General features: G+C 64.3%; 22 protein-coding genes and 2 tRNA genes. 12 read left to right on the top strand and 12 right to left on the bottom strand.

The features are described 5' to 3' along the window. Positions 1 to 177 precede the first annotated feature (177 nt). From KIO74_RS03985 to KIO74_RS04010, 6 genes are all read right to left on the bottom strand, one after another. Positions 178 to 1431 carry a cyclopropane fatty acid synthase gene (locus KIO74_RS03985; RefSeq protein WP_213330735.1) on the bottom strand — a complete coding sequence of 418 codons (1254 nt, stop codon included), beginning with the start codon at positions 1429 to 1431 and terminating at the stop codon, positions 178 to 180. 154 nt (positions 1432 to 1585) lie between these two features. Then, positions 1586 to 2149, bottom strand: a complete 564-nt coding sequence (rplI, locus tag KIO74_RS03990; protein ID WP_213330737.1) for a 50S ribosomal protein L9 — start codon at positions 2147 to 2149, stop codon at positions 1586 to 1588. Positions 2150 to 2200: 51 nt separating this feature from the next. Then, positions 2201 to 3175: a DUF2232 domain-containing protein gene (locus KIO74_RS03995; protein ID WP_213330739.1), complete on the bottom strand. Its 975-nt coding sequence runs from the start codon at positions 3173 to 3175 to the stop codon at positions 2201 to 2203. Between the two features lie 218 nt (positions 3176 to 3393). Then, positions 3394 to 3636, bottom strand: a complete 243-nt coding sequence (gene rpsR / locus KIO74_RS04000; protein ID WP_110375350.1) for a 30S ribosomal protein S18 — start codon at positions 3634 to 3636, stop codon at positions 3394 to 3396. A gap of 3 nt (positions 3637 to 3639) precedes the next feature. Continuing rightward, complete coding sequence (rpsF, locus tag KIO74_RS04005; protein ID WP_213330742.1) at positions 3640 to 4107, bottom strand: 30S ribosomal protein S6; 468 nt, start codon at positions 4105 to 4107, stop codon at positions 3640 to 3642. Positions 4108 to 4432: 325 nt separating this feature from the next. Further along, positions 4433 to 5554, bottom strand: a complete 1122-nt coding sequence (locus tag KIO74_RS04010) for a tetratricopeptide repeat protein (protein ID WP_213330744.1) — start codon at positions 5552 to 5554, stop codon at positions 4433 to 4435. A gap of 219 nt (positions 5555 to 5773) precedes the next feature. On the opposite strand from KIO74_RS04010, the gene KIO74_RS04015 reads away from it, so the two are divergent. The 5 genes from KIO74_RS04015 to era all read left to right on the top strand — a co-directional run bounded on the left by KIO74_RS04015 (position 5774) and on the right by era (position 9623). Then, on the top strand, positions 5774 to 6541 hold the full coding sequence (locus KIO74_RS04015; protein WP_213330746.1) for a pyridoxine 5'-phosphate synthase: 768 nt from the start codon (positions 5774 to 5776) through the stop codon (positions 6539 to 6541). After that, positions 6538 to 6936 (top strand): holo-ACP synthase, encoded by a 399-nt coding sequence (acpS, locus tag KIO74_RS04020; protein ID WP_213330748.1) that lies wholly within the window; start codon positions 6538 to 6540, stop codon positions 6934 to 6936. The genes KIO74_RS04015 and acpS overlap by 4 nt, the downstream gene beginning before the upstream one ends. Before the next feature lie 269 nt (positions 6937 to 7205). Then, a complete protein-coding gene (lepB, locus tag KIO74_RS04025) occupies positions 7206 to 7976 on the top strand; it encodes a signal peptidase I (RefSeq protein WP_213330750.1) in 771 nt (256 codons plus the stop codon). Then, positions 7976 to 8680: a ribonuclease III gene (rnc, locus tag KIO74_RS04030; RefSeq protein WP_213330752.1), complete on the top strand. Its 705-nt coding sequence runs from the start codon at positions 7976 to 7978 to the stop codon at positions 8678 to 8680. Before lepB ends, rnc begins: the two co-directional genes overlap by 1 nt. Beyond that, a complete protein-coding gene (gene era / locus KIO74_RS04035; protein ID WP_213330754.1) occupies positions 8670 to 9623 on the top strand; it encodes a GTPase Era in 954 nt (317 codons plus the stop codon). The genes rnc and era overlap by 11 nt, the downstream gene beginning before the upstream one ends. 214 nt (positions 9624 to 9837) lie before the next feature. Here era and KIO74_RS04040 read toward each other — a convergent pair whose 3' ends face one another. Both KIO74_RS04040 and sseA read right to left on the bottom strand, forming a co-directional pair. Next, entirely contained in the window at positions 9838 to 10608 is a 771-nt protein-coding gene (locus tag KIO74_RS04040) for a GNAT family N-acetyltransferase (protein WP_213330756.1), read from the bottom strand. A 32-nt stretch (positions 10609 to 10640) separates the two neighbouring features. Further along, the gene (gene sseA / locus KIO74_RS04045) at positions 10641 to 11492 is read right to left on the bottom strand and encodes a 3-mercaptopyruvate sulfurtransferase (RefSeq protein WP_291978770.1); all 852 of its coding nucleotides are present in this window, start codon (positions 11490 to 11492) and stop codon (positions 10641 to 10643) included. Between the two features lie 285 nt (positions 11493 to 11777). Here sseA and ugpB point away from each other — a divergent pair, with 285 nt between their 5' ends. The 4 genes from ugpB (at position 11778) to KIO74_RS04065 (ending at position 15985) form a co-directional block, all read left to right on the top strand. After that, the gene (gene ugpB / locus KIO74_RS04050; protein WP_213330760.1) at positions 11778 to 13088 is read left to right on the top strand and encodes a sn-glycerol-3-phosphate ABC transporter substrate-binding protein UgpB; all 1311 of its coding nucleotides are present in this window, start codon (positions 11778 to 11780) and stop codon (positions 13086 to 13088) included. 81 nt (positions 13089 to 13169) lie between these two features. Further along, entirely contained in the window at positions 13170 to 14054 is an 885-nt protein-coding gene (ugpA, locus tag KIO74_RS04055; RefSeq protein ID WP_213330762.1) for a sn-glycerol-3-phosphate ABC transporter permease UgpA, read from the top strand. Beyond that, positions 14047 to 14898, top strand: coding sequence for a sn-glycerol-3-phosphate ABC transporter permease UgpE (gene ugpE, locus KIO74_RS04060; RefSeq protein ID WP_213330764.1), 852 nt, complete (start codon positions 14047 to 14049; stop codon positions 14896 to 14898). The genes ugpA and ugpE overlap by 8 nt, the downstream gene beginning before the upstream one ends. A gap of 1 nt (position 14899) precedes the next feature. Then, positions 14900 to 15985: a sn-glycerol-3-phosphate import ATP-binding protein UgpC gene (locus KIO74_RS04065; RefSeq protein WP_213330765.1), complete on the top strand. Its 1086-nt coding sequence runs from the start codon at positions 14900 to 14902 to the stop codon at positions 15983 to 15985. A gap of 548 nt (positions 15986 to 16533) precedes the next feature. Here the strand turns inward: KIO74_RS04065 and KIO74_RS04070 are convergent. The 4 genes from KIO74_RS04070 to KIO74_RS04085 form a co-directional block, all read right to left on the bottom strand. Then, complete coding sequence (locus tag KIO74_RS04070) at positions 16534 to 19800, bottom strand: error-prone DNA polymerase (RefSeq protein WP_213330767.1); 3267 nt, start codon at positions 19798 to 19800, stop codon at positions 16534 to 16536. A 21-nt stretch (positions 19801 to 19821) separates the two neighbouring features. Next, the gene (locus tag KIO74_RS04075) at positions 19822 to 21390 is read right to left on the bottom strand and encodes a Y-family DNA polymerase (RefSeq protein WP_213330769.1); all 1569 of its coding nucleotides are present in this window, start codon (positions 21388 to 21390) and stop codon (positions 19822 to 19824) included. Beyond that, positions 21332 to 22237 (bottom strand): ImuA family protein, encoded by a 906-nt coding sequence (locus KIO74_RS04080; RefSeq protein ID WP_213330771.1) that lies wholly within the window; start codon positions 22235 to 22237, stop codon positions 21332 to 21334. The genes KIO74_RS04075 and KIO74_RS04080 overlap by 59 nt, the downstream gene beginning before the upstream one ends. A gap of 679 nt (positions 22238 to 22916) precedes the next feature. Beyond that, positions 22917 to 22992 (bottom strand) — tRNA-Asn (locus KIO74_RS04085). Positions 22993 to 23172: 180 nt separating this feature from the next. Here KIO74_RS04085 and KIO74_RS04090 point away from each other — a divergent pair. The 3 genes from KIO74_RS04090 (at position 23173) to KIO74_RS04100 (ending at position 25652) form a co-directional block, all read left to right on the top strand. Next, positions 23173 to 23246: transfer RNA gene (locus KIO74_RS04090), tRNA-Cys, on the top strand. A 147-nt stretch (positions 23247 to 23393) separates the two neighbouring features. Continuing rightward, positions 23394 to 24059 (top strand): protein-L-isoaspartate O-methyltransferase family protein, encoded by a 666-nt coding sequence (locus KIO74_RS04095; RefSeq protein ID WP_213330773.1) that lies wholly within the window; start codon positions 23394 to 23396, stop codon positions 24057 to 24059. 174 nt (positions 24060 to 24233) lie between these two features. Then, positions 24234 to 25652 carry a TolC family outer membrane protein gene (locus KIO74_RS04100; protein WP_291960334.1) on the top strand — a complete coding sequence of 473 codons (1419 nt, stop codon included), beginning with the start codon at positions 24234 to 24236 and terminating at the stop codon, positions 25650 to 25652. The last annotated feature ends 554 nt before the right edge of the window (positions 25653 to 26206 follow it).

The following is a 26206-nucleotide window of genomic DNA, read 5'->3' on the forward strand; positions in this document are numbered from 1 at the left end:
TCACTCTAGCACGGACCAAGGGTCGGCCTACGCGACGGCTGGGGAAGTCCCGCAACTCACTCGATTCACAACCAGCGGATAAATATTGTCCACTGTTGCCGGATTGCCCGTTGACTGTTCCACGCGCAACCAGCGCGCCGACAGTGCGGCTCGTTCCGCGCTGGAGTCGACACCGAATTATTCACCTGCGAGACGCAGGTCGCGAGGCTTGCCTTCCCGAGCGCGCAGGGCGTTCTCCCGGCGGGCGATATAGTCCCGGGTCAGAGGCACGCTTTCCTGTTGCTTGGCGAGCTGAACCTGGAAGACCATCATACCGTCGTGGCGGAAGGACATCTCGGAACCGGCGAGATAGAAGTCCCACATGCGCAGGAAGCGCTCGTCATAGAGGGCTAGAACCTCCTCCCGGCGCGCGTGGAAACGCTGACGCCAAGCTTTCAGCGTCTCCGCGTAATGCAGGCGCAGGATCTCGATGTCCGTCACAACCAGGCCCGCCTTCTCGATGTGGGGCAGGACCTCCGAGAGGGCAGGGATATAGCCACCTGGAAAAATATACTTGTCGATCCATGAGTTCGTGCTGCCGGGCGGCCCCATCCGTCCGATCGAGTGGATCACCGCCACACCATCGTCGGCCAGGCGATCCCGGACCGTTTCGAAATAGGCCTTATAATAGGGCACGCCCACATGCTCGAACATGCCGACGGAGATGATGCGATCGAAAGTCTCCGTCAGTGAGCGATAGTCCTGCAGGCGGAATTCGACCTGATTGCCGAGCCCGCCTTCCGTCGCCCGGTTGCGCGCGACCGCCAGCTGCTCCTGCGAAAGCGTGACGCCGGTCACCTTGGCGCCACAGCGCTCGGCGAGGTAGAGCCCGAGCCCACCCCAGCCGCAGCCGATATCGAGAACCTTCTGCCCCGGCTCCACCAGGAGCTTAGCTGCCAGATGTCTCTTCTTGGCCAATTGGGCATCATCGAGCGAATAGCCCGGTTCCTCGAAATAGGCGCAGGAATACTGCCTGTCCGAATCGAGGAAGAGCGCATAGAGCCTGCCATCGAGATCATAGTGATGGGCGACATTGCGTTGGGATCGCGACGCGATATTCCGCTGGGTGAATCCGCGACGCAGCCTGCGCCAGCCGCGGAGTAGCCTGACGGGGAGGGTCTCGCCGGTATCGCGGAGGTTGATCATCCCAAGGGCGATCAAATCCGCGATGTCACCGCGCTCCATCACAAGGCGGCCATCCATGTAGAGCTCGCCGAGCGCCGTGTCCGGATCAAGAATGAGGGCAATGGTGGCCCGCCTGTCAATCAGGCGCGCGTGGATGGGATCTCCCGTCCCATCGCCGAAAATCATGGGTTGGCCGTCTGCAATGGAGAGGGTGAGAGACCCTCGCTGAACAAGCCGACCAAGCAAAAATCGCAGTAATGCTTCCATTACTCGCCTCGTCGCACCAAAGCGTCGCCGTCGCGATCGCCGTGATCAGATAAGGGTAAGCTAAGAAGCAAAGCCAAAAAGCGCAACGGGTGCCAGCGGACTGGCACCCTTTACCTCAGCGCATGCCAAGCGCTTGTGTAGGATAACGAATTACTTACTCGTCGTCGCCCGCGGCTTCGGCCAGGGCGGCGCCCACTTCGAGGCCGAGGTCATCGAGGTTGGTCTCCTCACGGGTCGTGACGCTTTCGCCACGGGCCTGGCGCTCGGCTTCCTCCGGGCTGCGGGCGACATTGACGGTGATCGTCACTTCGACTTCCGGATGCAGCGTAACCGGCACGCTGTGCAGCCCAAGCGTCTTGATGGGTGCGTTCAGCACGATCTGCTGGCGGTTGGCGCTGAAGCCGGCGGCTGTGAGCACCTCGGCGATGTCGCGCGGCGAGACCGAGCCGTAGAGCACGCCGGATTCGCCTGCCTGGCGGACGATGAGCACGCTCTCACCATCGAGCTTGGCGCCGACGGCTTCCGCCTCGGTCTTCAGCTCGAGGTTGCGGGCCTCGAGCTGGGCGCGCTGCGCCTCGAAGCGCGACGCATTGGCCTTCGTGGCGCGCAGGGCCTTGCCCTGGGGCAGGAGATAGTTGCGGGCATAGCCGTCGCGGACGCGAACGGTCTGGCCCATCTGGCCGAGCTTGGCGACGCGCTCGAGCAAAATAACTTCCATGTCAGTCTCCTTGTAGAACGTTTGAATGCTTTGGATCGAACGAAACGGGACTTAAGGGGCGGAGCCCGCGATACCTGATCGGCGCGCCCGCAGTCCCATGAGCGTGTCGATGATTCCGAAAAGGGCGAGGATTGGCAGGATCCACACGAGGAAGATCACCAGAACTGCGTAGGTGAGGCCGAGAATGAACGGGCGCCCCGGCTTGCCGCGCGTGAGCGCATGCAGCGCCGCCAGTCCCTGCAGGGCATAGGCGCAAATAAGGGAGCCGACGAGGGCCGTGGCGATGAGGCCGATGAAGCCGCCGCCGACCACCGCAATCACCGCCGCGACGACGAGCGCCGGAAGCATCACGCGCGGCATCGCGGTATCGGCGATAGCGGGCCACGGTCGCGGCAGGCGCTGCGATATGGAGACGGTCTTCGCCGCGAGCCAGAGGTTCAGTGTCAGCATCAGGACGAAGGAGGCGGCCGCCAGCGGCGGAACCGCCGTGATGATGGCGTCAACCAGATCATCCACAGCTATGCCGGATGGCAGGCCAAGCGCGTCGGGCGAGGGGGCCGGCTGTCCGCCGGGCGCGCTCTCCATCGTGAGAAACGCGCGGATGGCACGACCCATGGTTGCCTCGAAGTCGGCATAGCTGCCGCCGATCCCCCAGGCGCCCGCGAATGTGACGCCGGCGGCGATGCCGGCGGCCCAGGCGAGAACCCGCCCGATGGGATACCAAACAGGTCCGTTTTCGCCCGGACGGGCGAGCAGTGTGAGATAGCCGAGCCACCAGGCTGGCAGGCCGATGCCGATGGCGTAGGCGAGGCCGCTTGTCGGGGCGAAGATCACGGCGAGGCTCGCGGCGCCCGTGGCGACCGCAATGAGGCCAGCCCGGTGATTCCAGCCGAGCGCCGCTACGAGAATGGGCAGGGGAGCGATGTAGGACAGCAGCAGCGCCAGTACGGATCCGGAGATCACGACCGCGAAAAGCAGCGCCGATACGATGCCGGCGCCAATGCCGACCAGGAAAGCTGTAGCCATCGTCTGCTGTCCCGCTGCGTCCTGCAGGGTTAGGGAAGGATCAAGGTCCAACCCAACGGATTGTCCCCGGACAGGTCTGTTCGGGGCGATGTTTCACGACGAAGCCGGAGCATGAGGAGCCTTTGCAACAAGAGCCTTGCGTGACGTCGGCTCCGGCACCTCCGGCGGGCAGTCCACGGTCATGGCGATCGAGACGCCATGACCGGTCGAAACGTATCTTACTTGATCACGTAAGGCAGAAGGCCGAGGAAGCGTGCGCGCTTGATGGCCTGGGCCAGCTCACGCTGCTTCTTGGCCGAAACGGCCGTGATGCGCGAAGGAACGATCTTGCCGCGCTCGGAGATGTAGCGCGAGAGCAGACGCGTGTCCTTGTAGTCGATCTTCGGCGCATTGACGCCCGAGAACGGGCAGGTCTTGCGGCGGCGGAAGAACGGACGGCGGGGAGAAGATGTCGTGCTCATGGATCAAGCCTCGTCGGAAGCGTCGTCGTCATTGGAGCGTTCGCGGCGCGGGCCACGATCACCGCGATCACCGCGGTCTCCACGATCGAAGCGGCCACCGCCGCCCTCGCGATCGAAGCGGCCACCGCCTTCGCGACGATCATCGCGATCGCGCTTCTGCAGCATGACCGACTGGCCTTCCTCGAGCTCCTCGACGCGCAGCGTCATGAAGCGCAGGACGTCTTCGCTCAAGCCCATCTGGCGCTCCATCTCGGCGACGGCGGCCGGGGGGGCATCGATGTTCAGGAGCGTGAAATGCGCCTTGCGGTTCTTCTTGATCCGGAAGGCGAGGGACTTGACGCCCCACGGCTCGACCTTCGGAACCGAACCGCCGCCGGCTTCGATGATACCCTTGTACTGCTCGACAAGGGCCTCGACCTGCTGCGACGTTACATCCTGGCGCGCCAGGAAAACGTGCTCGTAAAGTGGCATGACTGGCCTTTCTGTTCATCCCTCGCGTTGCCGCCGGCGCCAAGCCCTTCGAGCCTGCCAAGGCCCGAGCGGAATGTTCGAAGGCGGGAACACGGGACGCTGGGGCAATGCCCCTTGCATGGCCTCATTCAAGGCCACACCGTCCGTTCAGCCCCCGGCCAGGCGAACGCGAAGGCTGCTCGTTAGCGCATCAGGGTGGGAAACGCAAGCTGCGATCGCGGCGGTGGGCTGCCTGCGTCTCTTTCGCGAAGCACGGGTACACAGCCGCGCCTGCCCCCCAATCGCCTTGCATACCCGAGCCGGCCAGGCTCGGTGCGCTCCGGGGTCAACGCAGACGCTCGACCACCCGTGACGGAATGTCAGCCGATTTGCCGGCCGCCGCCATACGCTTGCGGAACTCGGCATAGCTTGCCCGCGCGTCCGCCGTTTCCCCGGCGGCATATTGGGCATCGCCGAGATTGAGATAGGCGATGGTCCGGTCGGGGGCGGCGTCCGTGATGTCCTTCAGCACCGCGATCGCGGGTGTCAGTTGGTTCGACTGGGCGAGGTAGAATCCGAAATCGTTGAACTGGCGGGCGAGCTTCAGGTCGCCGGCATCATTCGTGACGGGGTAGCTCGTCACCACGAGGCCGAGCTCCTTATCCTCTATCGCGGCCTTCATGACAGTCGCCGCGCCGGCAGCGTCTCCATTCTTATAGAGCGTTTGCGCCTTCGCTGCCGCCGCATCGAGCTGCCGTATGAATCTTTGTCGATCGGGGGAGCCGCCGCTGAATCCGACGACAATCCGGCTGACGACCTTGTTGGGGTTTGTCGTGAGATCGGAGACCACCTCGATGATGAGATTGCCATCGATCTCGCGGCTCTCGCTGCGCACCGCGACGGCACGATGGCCGGTCACCTCGTAGTCGTAGTTCGTATATTCGACCGCGCTGCCGAGAATGTGGGCGACCAGCCGGTTGTCCGGACCCACCGTCAAGGTCGTCTCGATGCCGTCATCGTTGAGGCGTTCCAGCGGCGCGAAGCTCTGCGTGTCCGGCTGGTAGATCCAGTAGAGCGCGTTCGTGTTGTTGGCCGCGATCTGCGTGGTGATGGAGAGATCGCCGAGCTTGTCGAAATTCATGTCGGCCGTGTCGAGGGTGAAGCCGTCGGGGAAATCGGCCGTGGCGATGGGAAATTCTCCGGCATCACGCTTGTTGATGCGCAGCCGCTGGGGCTGGCCACCGTCCGCGCGGGCGATCTCGAGCGCTGTCAGTTGCCGTTCCTGGCCACTCCCGGTGAAGACGAAGGTCAGCGCGAACTCTGGCTGGCCGGGGCCCGGCGAGAATCGGCAGGGACGGCAGTCCTTGACAGGGGCCGCGAAGGGATCTGCGGCAAGGGTCGGGCCGGCGATCGCGGACAGCGCCAGGACTGATAAAGCTGCAATTGATAAACCTGAAAGCCGCCCCATCGTCCGATGTCCTCTTGCCGTGATATATCGATCTGCTTCAGCGTCCACGCGAGGCTGAGCGGCTTCCGTATCGTTGCATCAGAGCCAGCGATGGTCCTCCGTCGGTTGAACCGCGGTTCAACCTTTGGCGTTCCCGTGCGACCGGGATAAACGTCTGAAGTGACGAGACTGGAGCGCGACAGATTCGTCCAAGCCTTCACGCGTGAGATCTATCGACCGATGTCCATATATACAACGGCCCGATCCAATCTGCGGCTCGGCGTCAATATCGACCATGTCGCGACCCTGCGTAATGCGCGCGGCGGCTCCTATCCCAGTCCCGTTGCCGCAGCGAAGGTTGCGGCCGCCGCTGGGGCTGACGGCATCACCGCACATCTGCGCGAGGACCGCCGGCATATCCGCGATGAGGATATCGTCGAGCTGCGCGCCGCAGTGGCCCTGCCGCTCAATTTCGAGATGGCCGCAACATCCGAAATGGTCTCGATCGCGCTCAGGGTGAAGCCGCACGCTGTCTGCCTGGTGCCTGAGAAGCGCGAGGAGCGGACGACCGAGGGCGGGCTCGACATCATCGCTGGCCGGGCGCATCTGGCGCCCGTGATCGCCGAGCTGAAGGCGGCCGGCATTCGCGTGTCGCTGTTCGTCGAGCCCGAGCGGGCTGTGATGGAAGCGGCCGCGGCACTCGGCGCGCCGGTCGTCGAACTGCACACCGGCACCTATTGCCACGCCGTCATCGACGGTGAGACGGGGCGTGTGGGAAGGGAAATCGAGCGGCTCGCCGCAGCGGCGAGCCATGGCGCCTCGCTCGGCCTCGAGATCCACGCCGGCCACGGCCTGACGGTGGCTTCGGTGGCGCCCGTCGCGGCCCTGCCGGAAATCGCCGAGCTCAACATCGGGCATTCCCTCATCTCGGATGCCATTTTCGTCGGCCTCGATCAGGCCATTCGGACCATGCGTGCGGCCATGGACGCGGCGCGTCCCGCGTCATGATCATCGGCATCGGCTCCGATCTCTGCGATATCGATCGTATCAGCCGTTCGCTTACGCGCTTCGGGGACCGCTTCACCCACCGTATCTTCACGGCGGGGGAACGGGCCAAGGCAGACGCGCGCAGGGCGCGCGCGCCGACCTACGCACGGCGCTTCGCCGCGAAGGAGGCCTGCGCGAAGGCACTCGGCACCGGGCTTTCGCGCGGTGTGTTCTGGCGGGATATGGAAGTGGTCAATCTGCCGAGCGGTCAACCGACCATGCGTCTGACCGGTGGCGCGGCGCAACGGCTGGCGGCTATGCTGCCACCCGGCCACGAGGCTTTCATCCACGTGTCGTTGACCGATGACCCGCCCATGGCCCAGGCTTTCGTCATCATCGAGGCGCGGCCCCGGTGAACTCTGGTCGGTCCGCGCAGGGTGCATGGCTGGAAACACCCCGGCGCCTTTCCCATATGCTCCAACCGGAGTACCGCAAAGCGGTTACAAGCAGGGCAGGACGAGCCCGGCCCTGCGCAAGGCACGTTTCGGGTGACACGTTGGCGTGATCAGATCTGCCCAAGCATATTTTCGCCGTGCGGCGAGACGTTGATGCGTCGCGTTGCGGGATCGGGAACAGTAAGGTAGACCACACGGCGTGCCGGCTCCGATCGGCGGAAAGGCCAGACATGGATCAGGGCACAGTGAAGCAAGCGGAAAACAAGCGGGCCGATGGCGGCATCTGGGATACCGTCAAGGTTATCGTGCAGGCCCTGCTCATCGCCCTGGTGGTCCGCACCTTCCTGTTTCAACCGTTCAATATTCCCTCGGGATCGCTCATCCCGACGCTTCTGATCGGCGATTACCTGTTCGTCTCGAAATACGCCTACGGCTATTCGCGCTATTCCTTCCCCTTCGGCCTGCCGCCTTTCTCCGGCCGGGTCTTCGGCTCCGAGCCGCAGCGGGGCGATGTCGCCGTCTTCAAGCTGCCGAAGGACAATTCGACGGATTACATCAAGCGCGTCATCGGCTTGCCGGGTGATACCGTCCAGATGATGTCCGGGCGGCTCTACATCAACGGGAAGATCGTGCCGCGCGAGCAGCTGCCGGATTATAAGTCCCAGGATCTCTGGGGACGCGAGGTATCGGTGCCTCGCTACATGGAGACACTGCCCAACGGTGTCAGCCATGTGGTTATCGAGCGCGAGGGTGATACCGGCTATTGGGACAACACCTACGCTTACAAGGTGCCGCCGGGCCATTATTTCATGATGGGCGACAACCGCGACAATTCCACGGATTCCCGTGACGAGAACGTCGTCGGCTTCGTTCCGTTCGAGAATTTCGTGGGGCGGGCCGAAGTCATCTTCTTCTCGGTGGAAGAGGGGGCTTCGGGATGGAAGTTCTGGGAGTGGCCCTGGACCGTCCGGTGGAGCCGGCTGTTCACGCCTGTGAAGTGATGAAGACGAAGAACTCAGGTCTGCGCGCCATCGAGGATCGCATCGGCTATCGGTTTGGCCGTAGCGATCTCCTGGTCCAGGCCTTGACCCATATCAGCGCCGTGCCGTCCGACAAGGCGCAGACTTATCAGCGGCTCGAGTTTCTCGGCGACCGGGTGCTCGGTCTCGCTGTCTCGGACATGCTATTCCGTGCCTTTCCGGATGCGGAGGAGGGCGAGCTCTCGCGCCGTCTGGCCGAGCTCGTCCGTCGTGAGAGCTGCGCCGAGGTCGCGGCCACCTGGGGCGTGAGCGACCATGTGCGGCTCGGTGATGGCGAGATTGCCGCCGGCGCGCAGCAGAACGCGGCCATCCTCGCCGATATCTGCGAGGCGATCGTCGGCGCGGCCTTCGTCGATGGCGGCGCGGCGGCAGCGCAGGGCATCGTGGAGCGCGCCTTCGGCGAGCGACTGCACGCGCCGCGCCGACCCCTGCGCGACGCCAAGACCGCCTTGCAGGAATGGGCGCAAGGGCGCGGACTGCCAACCCCGAGCTATATCGTTGCCAGCCGGTCCGGACCGGATCATGCTCCGCACTTCCGCATCGCGGTCATGGTGCGTGGCATGGCGCCGGCCGAAGGCGCGGGCACCTCGAAACGCGTGGCCGAGCAGGCCGCGGCACGGGAGTTTCTCGTGCGTGAACAGATCTGGACGGCTGATGGTACCTGAGAACGAGAGCGGCGCGGTGAACGATGGCCCGGACGACACGGGACAGGAGGCAACGCGCTGCGGCTTCGTCGCCCTCATCGGTTCGCCCAATTCGGGCAAGTCGACGTTGATCAATCAACTGGTTGGCGCCAAGGTGTCGATCGTCTCGCGGAAGGTGCAGACGACACGCGCGCTGGTGCGTGGCATCACCATCGACGATGCCGCGCAGCTCATTTTTGTCGACACGCCCGGCATCTTCAAGCCAAAGCGCCGCCTCGACCGCGCGATGGTGACCTCCGCCTGGGGCGGGGCGGGCGATGCGGACGTGGTTGCCCTTCTCCTCGACGCGCGCAAGGGCCTTGATCAGGAGAGCACCGCCATCCTCGGCAAGTTGCCTGAGCTGCGGCAACCGAAGATCCTGATCCTCAACAAGATCGATCTCGTTCCACGGACATCGCTGCTCGAACTGGCGGCGGACCTCAACGCCAAGGTCCCCTTCGACGAGACTTTCATGATCTCGGCGCTGACAGGTGACGGCGTCGCGCATCTCCGGGAAAGCCTCGGCAGGCGGATGCCGACCGGTCCGTGGCTCTATCCGGACGACCAGATCTCGGATGCGCCGCTCAGGATGCTCGCCGCCGAGATCACACGCGAGAAGCTGTTCGAGCGCCTGCACGATGAACTACCCTACGCGGTCACCGTCGAGACCGACCAGTGGAAGGTGCAGAAGGACGGCTCCGTCCGCATCGAGCAGACTGTCTTCGTGGAACGGGAAAGCCAGCGCAAGATCGTGCTCGGCAAGGGCGGCCAGACCATCAAGGCCATCGGTTCTGCGGCGCGCCACGACATCACCGAGGCGGCCGAAACCAATGTGCATCTCTTCCTGTTCGTGAAGGTGCGCGAGAATTGGGGCGATGACCCCGAGCGCTACCGCGAGATGGGGCTGGAATTTCCCAAGGGGTAACCAGTGGCCGGGCGGCCTCGGCAAGAGCATTTTTGGGCGGCCCTGCCTTCGGCGAGATGCTTTAGGTCAATCGACATTCGGCATTCTCGGCCGTCATGGCCGGGCTTGTCCCGGCCATCCCGATGAATCGAGATGCCTTTCCTATCGGGATCACCGGGACAAGCCCGGTGATGACGGTGGTATCGCTTGGGCAATGCTCGAATGTCGATTGCCCTTAGGACGAGCCGGGGATCCGGTAGTGGTAGCGATAGGCCTCGCGGAAGCCGATGCGATCATACAGGCGGCGCGCGCCATCATTTTCCGCGCGGACCTGCAGATAGGCGTGGTCGGCGCCAGCTTGGCGTCCCCGTGCCACCAAGGCCGCGACCAGCGCGCGACCATGCCCCCGCCCACGATGCGCGGGGGCCACGACGATATCGAACAGTCCCACCGCCGCGCGCTCATGGACCGCCAGCCCGAAGCCAATGGGCTCGCCACGATCACGCAGGGTCGCGAAGGCGGCCGGCATGGCGATGGATTCAAGAATGCCGTCATGGCTTCGCCGTCGCGACGCGGACACCTCGTTCGCCGTGGCGAAACCGGCAAGCCAAGCGGCGGACGGCTTCGTGGTGATCTCGACGGGGCCGTCGGGAGCGCCGAGGCGGATGCAGCTCGCGGGCGCCCCATCAAGCGGCATCCGCAAGACGATCGACGGATCGAAATGACGATAACCCGCCGCCTCCAGTTGCCTGTCGGCCTCGGGCGGCGCGAGCGGTGACAGACGGAACACCGCAGGCAGCCCATGCCGGCCGTAGACGGCTTCGGCTGCCGCCAGCACGCCCGCGAAGGAAGCACCGGCGACGAGCGCATTGGCGGAATTGGCGCGCTTGGTATAGCCGTCGGTGAGACGGAACAGCCAGCCGCCCGAGATGACGGACTGGCGTGCCGGCCAGGCGTTGAAGGCGCGGTGCTCGAGCGCCTCGATGTCACGCGCGGTCAGCGTCACGGGTCGTTCCTGTGCCGGGTCACCTCGTCAGTTCAATCCGCCGCGCCGGTGGCGATCGGCAGATCCTCGCGGCTACCCCATTCCGACCAGGAGCCGTCATAGAGGCCCGCCACGGGCTTACCGGCGGTCTCCAGCGCGAGCGCCAGAACAGCCGCGGTGACGCCCGAGCCGCAGCTCGTGATCACCGGCTTATCGAGATCGACGCCCGCCTTGGCGAAGGTGGCGGTGATCGCCTCCGGGGTCTTGAGCCGGCCATTCTCGATGAGGTCGCCGAAGGGAACGTTGCGGGCTCCCGGCATGTGGCCGGCGCGCACGCCCGGGCGCGGCTCCGGCGCGTCGCCGCGGAAGCGGGCGGAGGCGCGGGCATCGACGACCTGGGCTGTCTTGTTGGTGAGGCTGCCAAGAACACGGGCGGCGTCCGCGACCTGGGCGGCGTCAAACGCGACGTTAAAGGTCGTGGCGTCGCGCTTGGCGGTCCCGGTTTCGAGCGGCCGGTTCTCCGCTTTCCATTGCGGCAGGCCACCATCGAGGACCGCGACCTTGTCCGCGCCGAAGACCTTCAGCGTCCAGCGCACGCGCGCGGCGGAGAAGAGGCCGGCGCCGTCATAGACGACGATGCGCGCCGTATCGGACACGCCGAGTGCCCCCATGGCCTTGGCGAAATTCTCGGGGCTCGGCAGCATATGCGGCAGGTTGGACGTGGTGTCGCTGATCGCATCCACATCGAAGCGGACAGCGCCGGGAATGTGGCCGGCCTGATATTCGGCATCCGCGTCGCGGCCCTCCGTCGGCAGATACCAGGAGCCGTCGATGACCACGAGATCGGCTGCGCCGAGGTTGTCGGCAAGCCATGCTGTGCTGACGAGAGCCGGAAAATCACTCACGAAACAATCTCCTGTGATGCAAGTCGCCGGTTGATCGCTCATCCGACGCGGGTGTCGGGGCATCCGTAGCACGGACCGCGCAGCGGCGGCCATGACGGGTTCCGGATTCGCCTTGCCGACGGATACCCAACGCGGTTCTCGTGCAAAAGTCTAACGCGCCAAGGCCAAGAGAGACCAAGGCTTCGGATTGTCGCAAAACTGAAATCGAAATAACGTCATGTCCAGAACCACGGAACTGTGGCGCGGCCGGCGGACATCCGCGTGGCCGATCTAAGGGAGACGAACATGACATTGCGCGGTTTCATTCCGGGCTTTGCGGCGGCGCTTGCGCTGACCGTATCGGCCCCAGCGCTCGCGGCCACCGAGATTTCCTGGTGGCATGCCATGACCGGCGCCAATAATGAGGTTGTCGAGACTCTCGCCAAGGAATTCAACGCAAGTCAGAGTGACTACAAGGTGGTGCCGGTCTTCAAAGGCACCTATCCCGAGACGCTGAACGCCGGTATCGCCGCCTTCCGCGCCAAGCAGCCGCCTCACATCATCCAAGTGTTTGACGTCGGCACCGGCGTCATGATGGGCGCCGAAGGCGCGGTCAAGCCGGTGGCGGAGGTGCTGAACGAAGGCGGCGCCAAGTTCGACAAGAGCCAGTATCTGCCGGGCATCGTCGCCTATTATTCGAAGCCCGACGGCACCATGCTGTCGTTCCCGTACAACTCCTCGTCGCCGATTCTCTATTACAACAAGGACGCCTTCCAGAAGGCGGGCCTTGACGTCAACGCGCCGCCGAAGACCTGGAATGACGTGTTCGAGGCCGCGCGGAAGATCAAGGCGAGCGGCGCGGCACCCTGCGGCTATACCTCCACATGGCTGACGTGGATTCACCTCGAGAATTTCGCCGCCTGGAACAACCAGCCCTATGGCACCAAGGAGAACGGTCTCGCCGGCCTTGATGTTCAGCTCAAGATCGACGCGCCGATCTACGCCAATCACTTCCAGGCCGTGGCGGATCTCGCCAAGGAAGGTGTCTTCCGCTACGGCGGGCGGACGTCTGAGGCCAAAAACCTCTTCCTCAGCGGTGAATGCGCTATCCTGACCGAATCCTCCGGTGGCCTGGGGGATATCGTCAAGTCGGGCATGAATTACGGTATCGGCCAGTTACCTTATGACAGCGCGGCGGCCGGTGCGCCGCAGAACACCACTCCCGGTGGCGCGAGCCTGTGGGTCTTCGCCGGTCATAAGCCGGCGGAATACAAGGGCGTGGCAGCTTTCTTCGAATTCCTGTCAAAGACGGATATCCAGTCTCGCCTCCATCAGGTGTCCGGCTATCTGCCGGTGACGCTCGCGGCCTATGACGCGACCAAGAAGTCGGGCTTCTATGAGAAGAACCCCGGCCGTGAGACGCCTATCCTGCAGATGATGGGCAAGGCGCCGACGGAAAATTCCAAGGGCGTGCGTCTCGTCAACCTGCCGCAGGTCCGCGACATCCAGAACGAGGAGTTCGAGAAGATGCTCGCTGGTCAGCAAACGGCAAAGCAGGCTCTGGACAGCGCCGTGAAGCGCGGCAATGCCGCGATCAAGCAGGCCTTGGGTCAGTAGCTTCGGTGTCCCTCTGTTCCGCCCGCGGGTCAACCGCGGGCGGCTCGCCTTTTTTCGATCACCGACCGCCAGGTTTGCCGCGTGACGTCACGAGTGATCTTCCCCCACAAGGTGTTGCCCTATCTGCTGCTTTTGCCGCAGATCGCCATCACGCTGGTCTTCTTCTATTGGCCGGCGTCCCAGGCGCTTCGCCAATCGACCCTGCGCGAGGACCCCTTCGGCCTTGCTACCACCTTCGTCGGCCTTGGCAATTTCCGGCAGGTGCTCAGCAACCCCGACTACATCGGTTCGGTCCAGACGACGATCATCTTTTCCGTGGCCACGGCGCTCATCCCCATGGCGATCGCGCTCGTGCTGGCTGTCATGGCCGACAAGGTGATCAAGGGCAGGGGCTTCTACCGCACGCTCATGATCTGGCCCTATGCGGTCGCGCCGGCCATCGCCGGCATGCTGTGGCTCTTCCTGTTCAACCCGACCATCGGCACCTTCGCCTATATGTTGCGTCGCGCCGGCTACGACTGGGACCCGCTGCTCAACGGCAACCAGGCCATGATGCTCGTCATCCTGGCCGCGGCCTGGAAGCAGATCAGCTATAATTTCCTGTTCTTTGTCGCGGGGTTACAGGCTATCCCTAAGAGCTTGATCGAAGCGGCGGCCGTGGACGGCGCCCGCGAGATGAAGCGCTTCTGGACCATAGTTTTTCCGCTGCTCGCGCCGACGAGCTTCTTCCTGCTCGTGGTGAACACCGTCTATGCCTTCTTCGACACCTTCGGCATCATCCACGCCGTCACCGGCGGCGGGCCGGGCAAGGCGACGGAAACGCTGGTCTACAAGGTGTACAACGACGGCTTCGTCAATCTGATGCTCGGCAGCTCCGCCGCCCAGTCAGTGATCCTCATGGGCATCGTCATCGCCCTGACGGCAATCCAGTTCCGCTATGTCGAGCGCAAGGTGCATTATGCCTGAGCGCGTCAAGAAAAAGAGATCCTGGCTCAGCCATGCCGTGCTGATCGTAGGCATCCTCGTGGTCGTTTTCCCGATCTACTACACCTTCGTGGCCTCCACGCTGTCGTTGCAGCAGATCCTGCGGCCGCCGCTGCAGCTCGTGCCGGGCAGCCATTTCCTCGATAATTATTATGAGGCGTTGTTCGGGGAGCTTGGGCGCGTGGGCGGGGTCAATGTCTGGCGCCTCCTGATCAACACATCGATTGTGGCGCTCGCGGTCGCGGTCGGGAAGATCGTCATCTCAATCCTGTCCGCCTACGCGATCGTCTTTTTCCGGTTTCCGTTCCGGATGACGTTCTTCTGGGTGATCTTCGTCACGTTGATGCTGCCGGTCGAAGTGCGCATCCTGCCGACCTACAAGGTCATGGTGGATCTCGGGCTCATCGACACCTACACCGGGCTCACCCTGCCGCTGATGGCCTCGGCGACGGCGACGCTCTTGTTCCGCCAGTTCTTCATGACCATTCCGGGTGAGCTTCTTGAGGCGGCGCGCGTGGACGGAGCGGGGCCGTGGCGGTTCTTCTTCGATTTCGTGCTGCCTTTGTCGAGGACCAATATCGCGGCGCTCTTCGTCATCCTCTTCATCTACGGATGGACACAGTATCTCTGGCCGCTTCTGGTCACCAACAGCAACGATATGAACACGATCATCATCGCGCTCCGCAAGATGATCTCCTATGCCGATGCCGACACCCAATGGCACCTGGTGATGGTGACGACGATTTTTGCCATCCTGCCCCCGGTGGCCGTGGTCGTGCTGATGCAGCGCTGGTTCGTGAAGGGCCTTGTCGAGACGGAAAAGTAAGATGGCGACAGTTGCTCTGAAGACGGTGCGCAAAGTTTATGCAGGTGGCATGGAAGCAGTGAAGGGCATCGAGCTCAGCGTGCCGGACGGCGCTCTCTGCGTGCTCGTCGGGCCCTCCGGTTGCGGCAAGTCCACATTGCTGCGCATGGTCGCCGGGCTCGAGGATATCACCGCCGGGACCATCGAGATCGACGGGCGCGTCGTGAATGCGCTTGAGCCAGCGGAGCGGGACATCGCTATGGTGTTCCAGAACTACGCCCTCTATCCGCATATGAGCGTCTACGACAATATGGCTTACGGTCTGCGCAACCGTGGCACGCCTAAAGCCGAGATCGAACGCAAGGTGCGCGAGGCCGCCCGCATGCTGGAGCTGGGCTCCCTGCTGGACCGTCGGCCGCGCCAGCTCTCCGGTGGCCAGCGCCAGCGCGTGGCCATGGGCCGCGCGATCGTCCGCGATCCCAAGGTCTTCCTCTTCGACGAGCCTCTGTCCAATCTCGACGCCAAGCTGCGTGGCCAGATGCGCGTCGAGATCCGCCGCTTGCAACGCGATCTCGGCGTCACCAGCATCTATGTGACGCATGATCAGCTTGAAGCGATGACGCTCGCCGATGTTCTCGTCGTCATGAACAGCGGGAGGATCGAGCAGGTGGGGGCACCGCTCGATGTGTATGAGGAGCCCGCGACGACCTTCGTGGCGAGCTTCATCGGCGCGCCGCCCATGAACCTGCTCGCCCCGGAGCGCCTTTCGGCCGTTGGCGCCGCGCTTGAAGGCGTTCTGCCGGCCGGTGCCGTGACAGTCGGCATCCGTCCCGAGGATCTCGGCACCGTTGAAGCCAAATCAGCCGAAGCCGGGTCTGACGGCCTCATCGCCTTCGATGTGACCATCGATGTGCTGGAGCCGGTCGGGGCTGAGAGCTATCTCTACGCCCGCATCCAGGATGGCCCGATCGTCGTGCGCCTGCCGGGGCGCGCGGCCGTGCCGGAGAGCGGCAAGCTCAAAGTCGCGGCCCCCATCGACAAGCTCCATTTCTTCGACGCTGACGGCAGAAGGCTGGATCCCCTTCCTGGCGCCGCGCGGCCGACTTGATGGCATGCCAGGTTTGATCCCTGCCCGTTTGGGGAGGGTGGCCTCGCGTGAGCGAGGTCGGGTGGGGGCACCAGCGCATCCCCACGCTCACCTCTCCCCGGCGGGGAGAGGTCGCGCCCCCGCCAGGTCGAGTATTGCCGACTTGGCGCCTTCCTGATGAGCAACACGGCTACAGCCGTGTTGTCATGCGCGGGTGAGGGGGAGCGCCTGCCGGGGAAGGATTATCTCCTCACCCCAGCCCTCTCCCGGCGGGAGAGGGAGAGCGGTTGCGGCTGACTTGATGGCCCGCGCATTCCCGCGTTCACCTCTCCCCGGCGGGGAGAGGTCGCGCCCCCAAGTCGGGTATTGCCGACTTGGCGCCTTCCTGATGAGCAACACGGCTACAGCCGTGTTGCCATGCGCGGGTGAGGGGAGCGCTTGTCGGGGAAGGATTATCCCCTCACCCCAGCCCTCTCCCGCCGGGAGAGGGAGAGCGGTTGCGGCTGACTTGATGGCCCACGCATCCCCGCTCTCACCTCTCTCCGGCGGATGAGGGGGGGGCGCCCGCATCAATGAAAGTCGCGTGAGCGCGGCAGGATCCGGACATTGCGCGGGTGGCCGCCCGTTCGTGCGGCCCGTCTCACAGCGCCATCATCCTGAAGGTCTTCTCCCTCGCGGAGGTGGCCGAGATCGCGGCTGCGGTCGGTTAGCCGTCGGGCGATGACATGGACGACATCGTCCTCGCTGCGCTGGATCTGCCCGGCGACCTCGATGATGCGCGCGCCCATGACCTCGCCACGAAAGCGCGCGAAGAGATTGGCCCAGACCACGATATTGGCGATGCCTGTTTCGTCCTCGAGGGTTATGAACACGACATTGCCCTGGCCTGGACGCTGGCGCACCAGCACGATCCCGGCCGTGCGCGCCCAGAGGCCGTTGCGGCTCTGTCGCACCTCCTCGCAGGAGAGGAGGCCCTCACGTCGGTAGAGCGGGCGCAGGAAATGGACGGGATGCGCCTTCAAGGATAGCCGGGCCGTCTGATAATCGGCGATGACATGTTCGGGAAGCGGCATGGCTGGCAGGTGAACATCCGGCTCGGCCGCCAGTTCGGCCGCATCCGCGGCGGCGAACAGCGGGAGAGGCACACTGTCGGGCAAGCGGCGCACAGCCCAGGCCGCTTCACGCCGGTCCAGGCCTATCGAGCGGCAGGCATCGGCATCAGCCAGGATCTCCAGGGCGCGGCGGGGCAGGGCGGTGCGCCGGGCGAGCGTTTCAAGATCGGGAAAGCCCATGCCGCGGCGGCTGGCGAGCGTCGCTGCCCAGGTCTTCTGGAAGCCGTCAAGCTGGCGCAGGCCGAGGCGCAAAGCGTGTTTTCCCCCTGAGCAAGCCTCCAAGGTGTTGTCCCAGTGGCTCGCATTGATATCGACGGCGCGGACTTCAACATCATGCTCGCGCGCATCCCGCACGATCTGCGCCGGGGCATAGAAGCCCATGGGCTGGGAATTGAGGAGCGCGCAGGCGAAGACGTCGGGGTAATGGCATTTGATCCAGGCCGAGATATAGACGAGATGGGCGAAGGCGGCGGCATGGCTTTCGGGAAAGCCGTAGCTGCCGAAGCCCTCGATCTGCGCGAAGCACCGCTCGGCGAAGTCGCGCTCATAGCCGCGCCGCACCATGCCCTCGATCATCTTGGCCTTGAAGGTGTGGATGGTGCCGACATGGCGGAAGGTGGCCATGGCGCGGCGCAGTCCATTGGCCTCGTCCGGTGTGAAATCGGCCGCGACGATGGCGAGCCTCATCGCCTGTTCCTGGAACAGCGGCACGCCTTCGGTTTTGCCTAGGACATCCTCAAGCTCATCCTGAGGATAGCCCGGCCCCGGCGAGGGGAAGACAACAGCTTCCTTCTTGGCCCGTCGGCGCAGATAGGGATGTACCATATTGCCCTGGATAGGGCCGGGCCTGACGATCGCCACCTGAATGACGAGATCGTAGAACTCCCGGGGCTTCAGGCGTGGCAGCATGCTCATCTGGGCCCGGCTTTCCACCTGGAAGAGGCCGATCGAATCGCCCCGGCACAGCATGTCGTAGACCTTTTGGTCGTCAGCCTCGATCGAGGATAGCGATTCCTCTCGGCCCTTCTCATCCTTGAGCAGCACCAGCGCCTTGCGGATGCAGGTGAGCATGCCGAGCGCCAGCACGTCGACCTTCATCAGGCCGAGTACGTCGATGTCGTCTCGGTCCCATTCGATGAAGGTGCGCTCCGGCATGGCCGCATTGCCGATGGGCACGGTCTCGTCGAGCCGGCCGCGCGTGAGGACGAAGCCGCCCACATGTTGGGAGAGATGGCGCGGCGCGCCCATGAGGCGATTGGCGAAATGGACAGCCCGCGCGATCTCCGGATTGAGGGGCTGGTGCCCGGCCTGGCGGATATGGCCCTCCGGCAGTTCCTCGCCATGGCTGCCCCAGACCGTCGAGGCGAGCGCGGCGGTGACATCCTCGCTCAGACCGAAGACCTTGCCGACCTCGCGGATGGCGCTGCGCGGGCGATAGCAGATGACCGTCGCGGCAATGCCGGCGCGCTCGCGGCCATAGCGCTCATAGATATGCTGGATGACCTCCTCGCGTCGCTCATGCTCGAAATCGACGTCGATATCCGGCGGCTCGTCACGCTCCTTGGAGAGGAAGCGCGCGAAGAGCACATCGATCTGTTCGGGATCGACATTGGTGATGCCGAGGATGAAGCAGACCACTGAATTGGCGGCCGAGCCGCGTCCCTGGCAGAGGATGCCCTTATCATCGGCGAAGCGCACGATGTCGTGGATCGTCAGGAAGTAGCGCGCATAGTCCATCTCGGCGATGAAGGCGAGTTCCTGTTTGAGCAATGCCTCCACCTTCGCGGGCGTGCCCTCGGGATAACGTAGCTCCGCGCGCCGCCAGACGAGATCCTCCAGATGACCCTGAGGCGTCTTGCCCGGCGGCACCGGCTCCTCGGGATAATCATATTTGAGCTGCGACAGGCAGAAATCCGAGCGGGCAAAGAGATGCTGGGTCTCGGCGATGGCCTCCGGGACGTCCCGGAACAGGCGCGCCATCTCCTCCGGCGCCTTGAGATGGCGCTCGGCATTGGCTTCCAGGATGCGCCCGGGGCTGGCGATCTTCAGCCCCTCGCGGATGCAGGTGACCACATCCTGCAAGGGGCGTTCCTCAGGCGTTGCATAGAGCGCGTCAGTGGTGGCGATGAGCGGCACGTCATGGACGGCCGCCAGTGCCTTCAGGTCGAGGAGGCGCCGACGGTCCGCCCCGCGCTGGGGCCGGGTGGCGCCGAGCCACAGCGCCCCGGGGGCGGCCTCCGCCAGGATGGGCAGCACGTCGGCGCAAGCCCTGATGTCGCGCGGCGGCATGAGGATGAGGAGGAGGTTGCGCGTGTCGGCGATGAGGTCATCGCGGGTGAGGAGGCATTCACCTTTGAGGCCGCGCCGGTTGCCGACCGTGAGCAGCCGGCAGAGGCGACCCCAGCCATCGCGATCGGCGGGATAGACGACGATGTCAGGTGTGCCGTCGGTGAAGGCAAGGCGGGCGCCGACCAGGAGCTTGAAGGGCAGGGCGGCGCCAGCATTCTCCTTGGCATAGGCGCGCGCGGCATCCCGCACCGGCACATAGGCGCGCACGACCCCGGCCACGGTGTTGCGATCCGCGACGCCGATGCCGTTCTGGCCGAGCGCGGCGGCGCGCCGGACCATATCGGCCGGATGCGAGGTGCCGCGCAGGAAGGAGAAATGCGTGGCGGCGACCGGATCGCCATAAAGAAGAGGGGGCGGGATGATGTCGTCCGGCATGGCGGTGTCTCGATGCTGGCCTCAGGCAAACAGGCCGTGCAGGAACCAGCGGGGATGCTTGATCTCCACCGCATAGAGGCCCTCGCGGAACAGCCAGAAGCGGTGGCCGTTGCGGTCCTCGACCCGGAAATAATCGCGGGTCAGCGCGCCCTCAGCCTCGCGCCACCATTCCGGCGCGATGCGTTCCGGCCCTTCGGCGGCGGCGATTTCATGTAAGATCCGCCGCCACAGGAAGCGCAGCGGCGGCCCATCCGGCACCTCGGCCAGGGTCTCAATGGGCTGCGGCGGATCGAACAGGCAGAACGGCTGGGCCGGGGGATCACCGGCGAGACCACCGCCGGCCAAGCCAGTGCCGGCCAGATTCTGGAGCCAGGCTGTCCCGGATTTGTCCGGCCTGCCGCCAGGGGCGATCGCCGGAACGAGGCGCGCCATGCGCTCCGGGACATGGCTGTCCTCAGGCGTGAAGCGCAGAACCCGTGCCTGGCCATAGCGCACACTCAGCCGGTCGATGAGATCGGCCAGGCTTTCCGTGTCACGCTGGCGGCCGTCGAGGCCGCTCTGGACCGTGGTCATGGTCTCGGCGGCGAGAACGTCAAGGCGTATCATGTCGAAGCCGAAACCCGGGTCGATCGGATCGGCGAGGGCGGCTATCCTCTCGGACAACAGTTTCATCACGATGGCAGCGTCGCGCAGGGGGCGTCCCGTCTCGATCCGGACGCGGCGGATGGCGCCATCCGCCCGATAGAGGGAAGCCTCGAAATGGCGCCCGCCGGCGCCCCGCTCCGCCAGCATGGCCTCCAGCTCCCGCCCCAGCCCGCGCAAGGTTGCCAGCACCGTATCCATGAGGGCGATCGGCTCGGCGAAGCGACGTGTCGCGATGAGCTCCGGCACAGGCCGGCGCGGCGAGATGGGATGCTGGGCCTCGCCAAGGGTGCGGGCCAGCCGGTTGACGAGATCCGCGCCAAACCGCGCGGCGAGCGGGGCACGCGGCCGGCTGGCGAGATCGCCGATGGTGGTGAGGCCGGCGCGGGTGAGGGCGCGGAGGCTCTGCCCCTCCAGGCCGAGGGCCGCGACGGGTAGGGGGCGGACGGCGTCCTTTTCCTGGCCTGAGGGAACGAGCCCTCCCCGGCCGTGGCGGGCGACGGCCCGCGCCGCATCGGGCGTATCGGCGATGGCGCTCAAGGCGGTAAAGCCCTGCGCCGCCAGGCGTGCCATGAGATCGTCGCGCAATTCAGCCTCGCCCCCGAAGAGATGCGCGCAACCGGTGATATCGAGCTGGAGGCCGTCCTCGCCATCGAGACCGACCAGCGGCGTATAGCGATCACACCAGTCAGCGATGTGATCGCGCAGGGCAAGATCCGCCCTCTGATCCTCATCGGCCAGAATGAGATGGGGCACGCGCGCACGGGCATCAGCCAGGGTAAGGCCAGGTCGCAGTCCAAGCCTACGTGCGTGGGCATCGGCCTGGACGATGCGCAGGGCGCTCTTGATCTTGGCGACGACGACAAGGGGAGGCGCGGGACAAGCGGCCTCAGCCCGCGGCCCGTCTCCGGCCGGTCTGGCTGGGGTGCTCGACACGGCTGTCGCCATGGAAGGGACCTTGGAGGGGGACGACATTCCAGCCGGCCGGCCGGTTCTCGCGGACAGGCGATGCAGGCGGTCGGTCGCCAGAAGAGGCAGCCACAGGGCGAGATAGCGCCGCTTTTCGGAAGGCACGGTCATCGCGATTCCACTCCACGCGGAAAGTCTGTGGTGGATAGCCCTCCCTGTGCAGCAGCAGGCCGATCTCGAAGGCCGGCGCGCCGGGAGCCCCGGCCGCGAGAGGAGAGGAGGGCGCCGCGCACACGCTCCAGCGGGTCAGCGCGGCGCTCGGCTGCGGCGTGGCACCCGTGCCGCTGCGAATGAGGAGGGCGGTGACGCCGGCCTTGGCCGCGGCACGGTTGAGGCGCTGGCTCGCCGTGAGGTCGAGGGCCTTCGGCGCCCCCCAGAGTTCGACGACCACGACGCCGGGCGCCTGGCAGCGTAAGGCCTCATGCCCTGCCCGCAACGCCTGCAGGGCATCAGGCATGCGCAGCAGCACGACGTCTTCAGGCGGCAGGCCGAATTCCTGGAGGCCGGGCGCGTGCAATTCACCTTGTTCCTGCGCGACCATGTCCTGACGGACCCAGATGATGGGACGGTAGGCGGCCGCGCAGGCGGTGAGGGCGAGGCCGAATCCGCGCGTGGCAGCTGCGTCCCCCGCGCTGGCCGCGAAGATTTCATGCAAGGCCGCCCGCCGCAGCCCGCCGCCGATGGCCGTATCGAGGGCAGGCAGCCCAAGGGGAAAGCGCCCTTCATCCAAGGCCTGCGGCGACACGGTCTCTATCGCCCTCTCAGCCGTGACGATGGTGGCAATATCGTGCCGAAGCCCGACGAGAGACCCCCTCGCGGTGCCCATGGAAAAATCCTTGCAGTATAATGTTCTCTGTTTGTTCTAAAATAGGCTCCTCTTTCGGATGAGTCAACACGTGCGAATCGAGGGCTGACGGGCTGGGATGTGCCTCTTCGGCATCCCGGGCAGGCATTTTTCAAGCGAAGAGAGGAGTGTTCGCGAGGGGACGACAGACGACGAGGCTGGATTCGCAAGGAATTGTTAACATTATCAAGTAATTGCGACCTAATGGCGCAGTTGGGGCTTCATGGTTATCCAAGCGTTGACTGGCGCGGCGGACAGCCGCCACCCGCATAGTCCCGAACAGCGGAACAAGAAGGCGGACTGCTGCTGAGCGATGCCAGATTCAGCCCGCGATATCGGGGGCGCGGCATTCATGGGAGATGGGAAACAACGGGGACTGCGGCACGCCTTCGGCGGGGCTGATCACAGATCGCTGTCAGGCCCAATAGTGATCATGAACCATGTTGCCCAGGCGGTGCCTGTCAAAGCCATGCTATCCCCGAAGACAAGGCTAAGCGGGCATCAGGGTGCGCGCCAGCAAGGCAAGCAGCCCAATCAGCGATGAAACAGAGGAATCTCAAGGGATAAGGGGCGTTGCGGCGTGAATACAACCCAGCCTGTCATCCAGTCCATAAGCAGGTTTATAAGCACCGCCGCTATAAAGACCAGATTGTGGATTGATTGGCTCCCCGAGCAGGACTCGAACCTGCGACAAAGCGGTTAACAGCCGCTTGCTCTACCAACTGAGCTATCGGGGATCGCTAACGCAGGGCAGTGGGTACAGTATGTCCGTGGGGACTGCAACCCCCCTTTTCGAGGAACGCGAAATTTTTGCGCGAGTTGTTCCGAGTTTTTGTGAATGGGAGGGTGCTGGACCAATTTAGCGCACATTGCGGTGTTGCGGCGGACGGTGGAGCTTTGCTATGAACCCTCCACGAGGCCTCGTGGCGGAGTGGTTACGCAGAGGACTGCAAATCCTTGCACCCCGGTTCGATTCCGGGCGAGGCCTCCAACAAGTTAGACCATGCGCCGATGGAAGTGCCAGGCGGCATCGACGCCCGTCTGAGGGCGGAAGTCAGCGCTTTTTCAAATATTTAGAGATGCTTCTTAGCTCTGTGAGGCTTTGCGTATCTCCCACTTGCCTACGGTGGAGTAGCCGATGAATGACTTCGCGCGGTTGCGCCGGACCATGGTGGATAATCAGGTCCGAACCTATGATGTCACGAGTCGTGGTCTGCTCGCTGTCCTCGAGGATGCGCCTCGTGAATTGTTCCTGCCGGAGGGGCAGGAGGATTTAGCCTATAGCGACCAGAATCTGGTGTTCGGCGATGCCGCCGGCGGTCGTTATTGCATGCTCGCGCCGATGATACTGGCGCGCCTCATTCAAGCTCTCGATATCGCGCCCGGGGCCCGTGTTCTCGATGTGGGGAGTGGCTTTGGTTATAGCGCTCTCATCATGTCCCGGCTCGGTGCCGAGGTTGTCGCAGTTGCCGGTGGACAAGAGCTGGCGGAAGAGGCGCGGAGACGGCTAGAAGCTTGTCAGGCCTCGGGAATCGACGTCGTAATCGGAGACGTTGCGTCAGGTCACGTGGCCCGCGCGCCCTATGATGCCATTCTCGTCAACGGGGCGTTCGAGGTGTTGCCCGACGCCTTGAAAGAGCAGTTGTCCGATGGGGGGCAGCTTGCCGGGATCGACGGAGCCAGCGGTGCTGGTAAAGCTGTCGTATATCGGCGCAGCGGAGTTTCGTTCGGTCGCCGCGCTCTGTTCGAGGCATCGGCCCCTATTCTCCCAGGCTTCGCCAAGGCTGCTGCGTTTGATTTCTAACGTTTGTCAAGTGTCATATTTTTGCGGCACAACTCGATAGATTAGTAATGCTGCGCTTGCGCCTGTTTCCGCTGAAGAAGCATCGGACTATCTTCAGATTAGGGCTGGGGCGAGATGAATGGTGTTGAGCATAGGGAAACCGGTTCGGTGTTTCTCCGCTTTGGGAAGGTGATCGTGGCAGGAACAATCCGAGCTACAGGCAGTCATGCTCTTCGTCTTGGCCTTCTCGTGGGGGCGGCGTGGGCATTTCCACTGTCGGGTGTCCATGCTGAAACGCTCTATGGCGCCCTCGGCAAGGCCTATACCGCCAATCCGACGCTCAATATGCAGCGGGCATCGCTGCGGGCGACCAACGAAGGTGTGCCGCAGGCCCTGTCAGGTTATCGGCCGACGATCACGGGATTGGCGAATGCCGGTGTGCAGAGTTCCAACTTCCAGATACCGGCCGGGGTGACCGCCGCAGGAGGCGGCGAGGCGGCCTGGAGCACGCTTTATCCACGGGGGCTGACGCTCCAGATCAACCAGAACATTTTCACGGGCGGCAGGACCATGAACTCCGTCCGCCAGGCCGAGGCGGCCGTGCAGGCTGGCCGCGAGCAGCTGCGCTTCCAGGAACAATCGATCCTGTATGATGGCGCGCAGGCCTATATGAACGTGCTCCAGGATACCGCTGTGCTCAGCCTGCAGCGCAACAACGTCGAGGTGCTCGAGGAGCAGCTGCGTCAGACGCGGGACCGCTTCAACGTCGGCGAGGTGACCCGGACCGACGTGGCGCAGGCCGAGGCTGCGCTTGCCACCGGACATGCCCAGGAAGCCGCGGCTGCCGCCACGCTGAAAAGCAGCATCGCGACTTATCGCCAGATTATCGGCGATGATCCGCGCCAGCTGGCGCCGGGGCAGCCCGTCGAGAAGTTCCTGCCGCGCAACGTTGATGCCGCGGTGAAGGTTGCGCTTGGCGCCCATCCGGCGATCATTGCCGGGCTCCACAGTGTCGATGCCCAGGAATTCCAGGTCAAGATTCTGGAGGCTCAGCTGCTTCCGCAGCTTGGCGTCACCGGTTCCGTATCGCGCACCTATGACAACAGCTATCGCAACGATCTAAGGACATCCGCGTCCGTGGTCGCCCAGCTCAATGTGCCGATCTATGAGGGCGGCTTGGTGTACTCTCAGGTCCGCCAGGCCAAGGAGCAGGTGGGGCAGGCGCGCATCCAGGTCGATGTGACGCGCGAACAGGTCCGCCAGCAGGTGATCGCGTCTTGGGCGGCCCTCGATTCCGCCAAGCAGCAGATCGCCGCGTCGCAGTCGGCGGTCGAGGCCAACGAGATTGCCCTGGCCGGTGTTCGTGAAGAGGCAAAGGTCGGCCAGCGCACGACCCTCGACGTTCTGAACGCCCAGCAGACCCTGCTCAGCTCGCGCGTGCAACTTGTCCGCGCCCAGCGTGATCGCATCGTTGCATCTTACAACGTGCTCGGCTCCATCGGCCGGCTTTCGGTCACGACGCTTGGCGTCAGGGTGACGAAGTACGACGCGAAGAAGCACTACGAGCAGGTGCGTGACAAGTGGGGCGGTCTCCAGACGCCAGACGGCCGCTGACGGAAATGGGCGCGGGAAACCGCGCCATCTCGGCCCTTATGCGTTTTCATCATGGTCCGCAGGCAGGCTGCGGCTGTCCGGTCTATCCGTTCAGGTTCACGCCACGGTTTGATCGTGGCGCGCCTCCATGACGCCGTTCTCGCCTTCGAGCCTCTTTCCAGGCTATCAGCGCTTCCTATCCTGCTGCGGCGCGCGGCGAAGTGGCCTTCTCGTGCTTCAGCAAATCCGTCTATCGTGGACTTGCGCCCTTGAAGGGAGCGACGAGCCAATCGGACTGGATGGCATCCCCGTGATTCAATGCAGGCCGGATTCCCCAGCGACCTGATGATAACTCCGCCCATTGCAAGCTCAGCTATTGATCTTTGAGACGCGTTCAAGCTTTCTGTGCAAGGCTATTGTTTCGTCAGCCTGTACCGCCTCGGCCGGGTAGGATTCTGGCCAAAGGCCAATATGGTTGGATCATCGACAGGTTGATTCTGGCCTGTCATTCAAGGCGGTGGAGCGGCATGAGCTCAGCTAATCCCAAACTCCATGATGCAGCTTCAGACATGGCC

It is taken from the genome of Chelatococcus sp. HY11, assembly GCF_018398335.1.
In the GTDB taxonomy this organism is placed as follows: domain Bacteria; phylum Pseudomonadota; class Alphaproteobacteria; order Rhizobiales; family Beijerinckiaceae; genus Chelatococcus.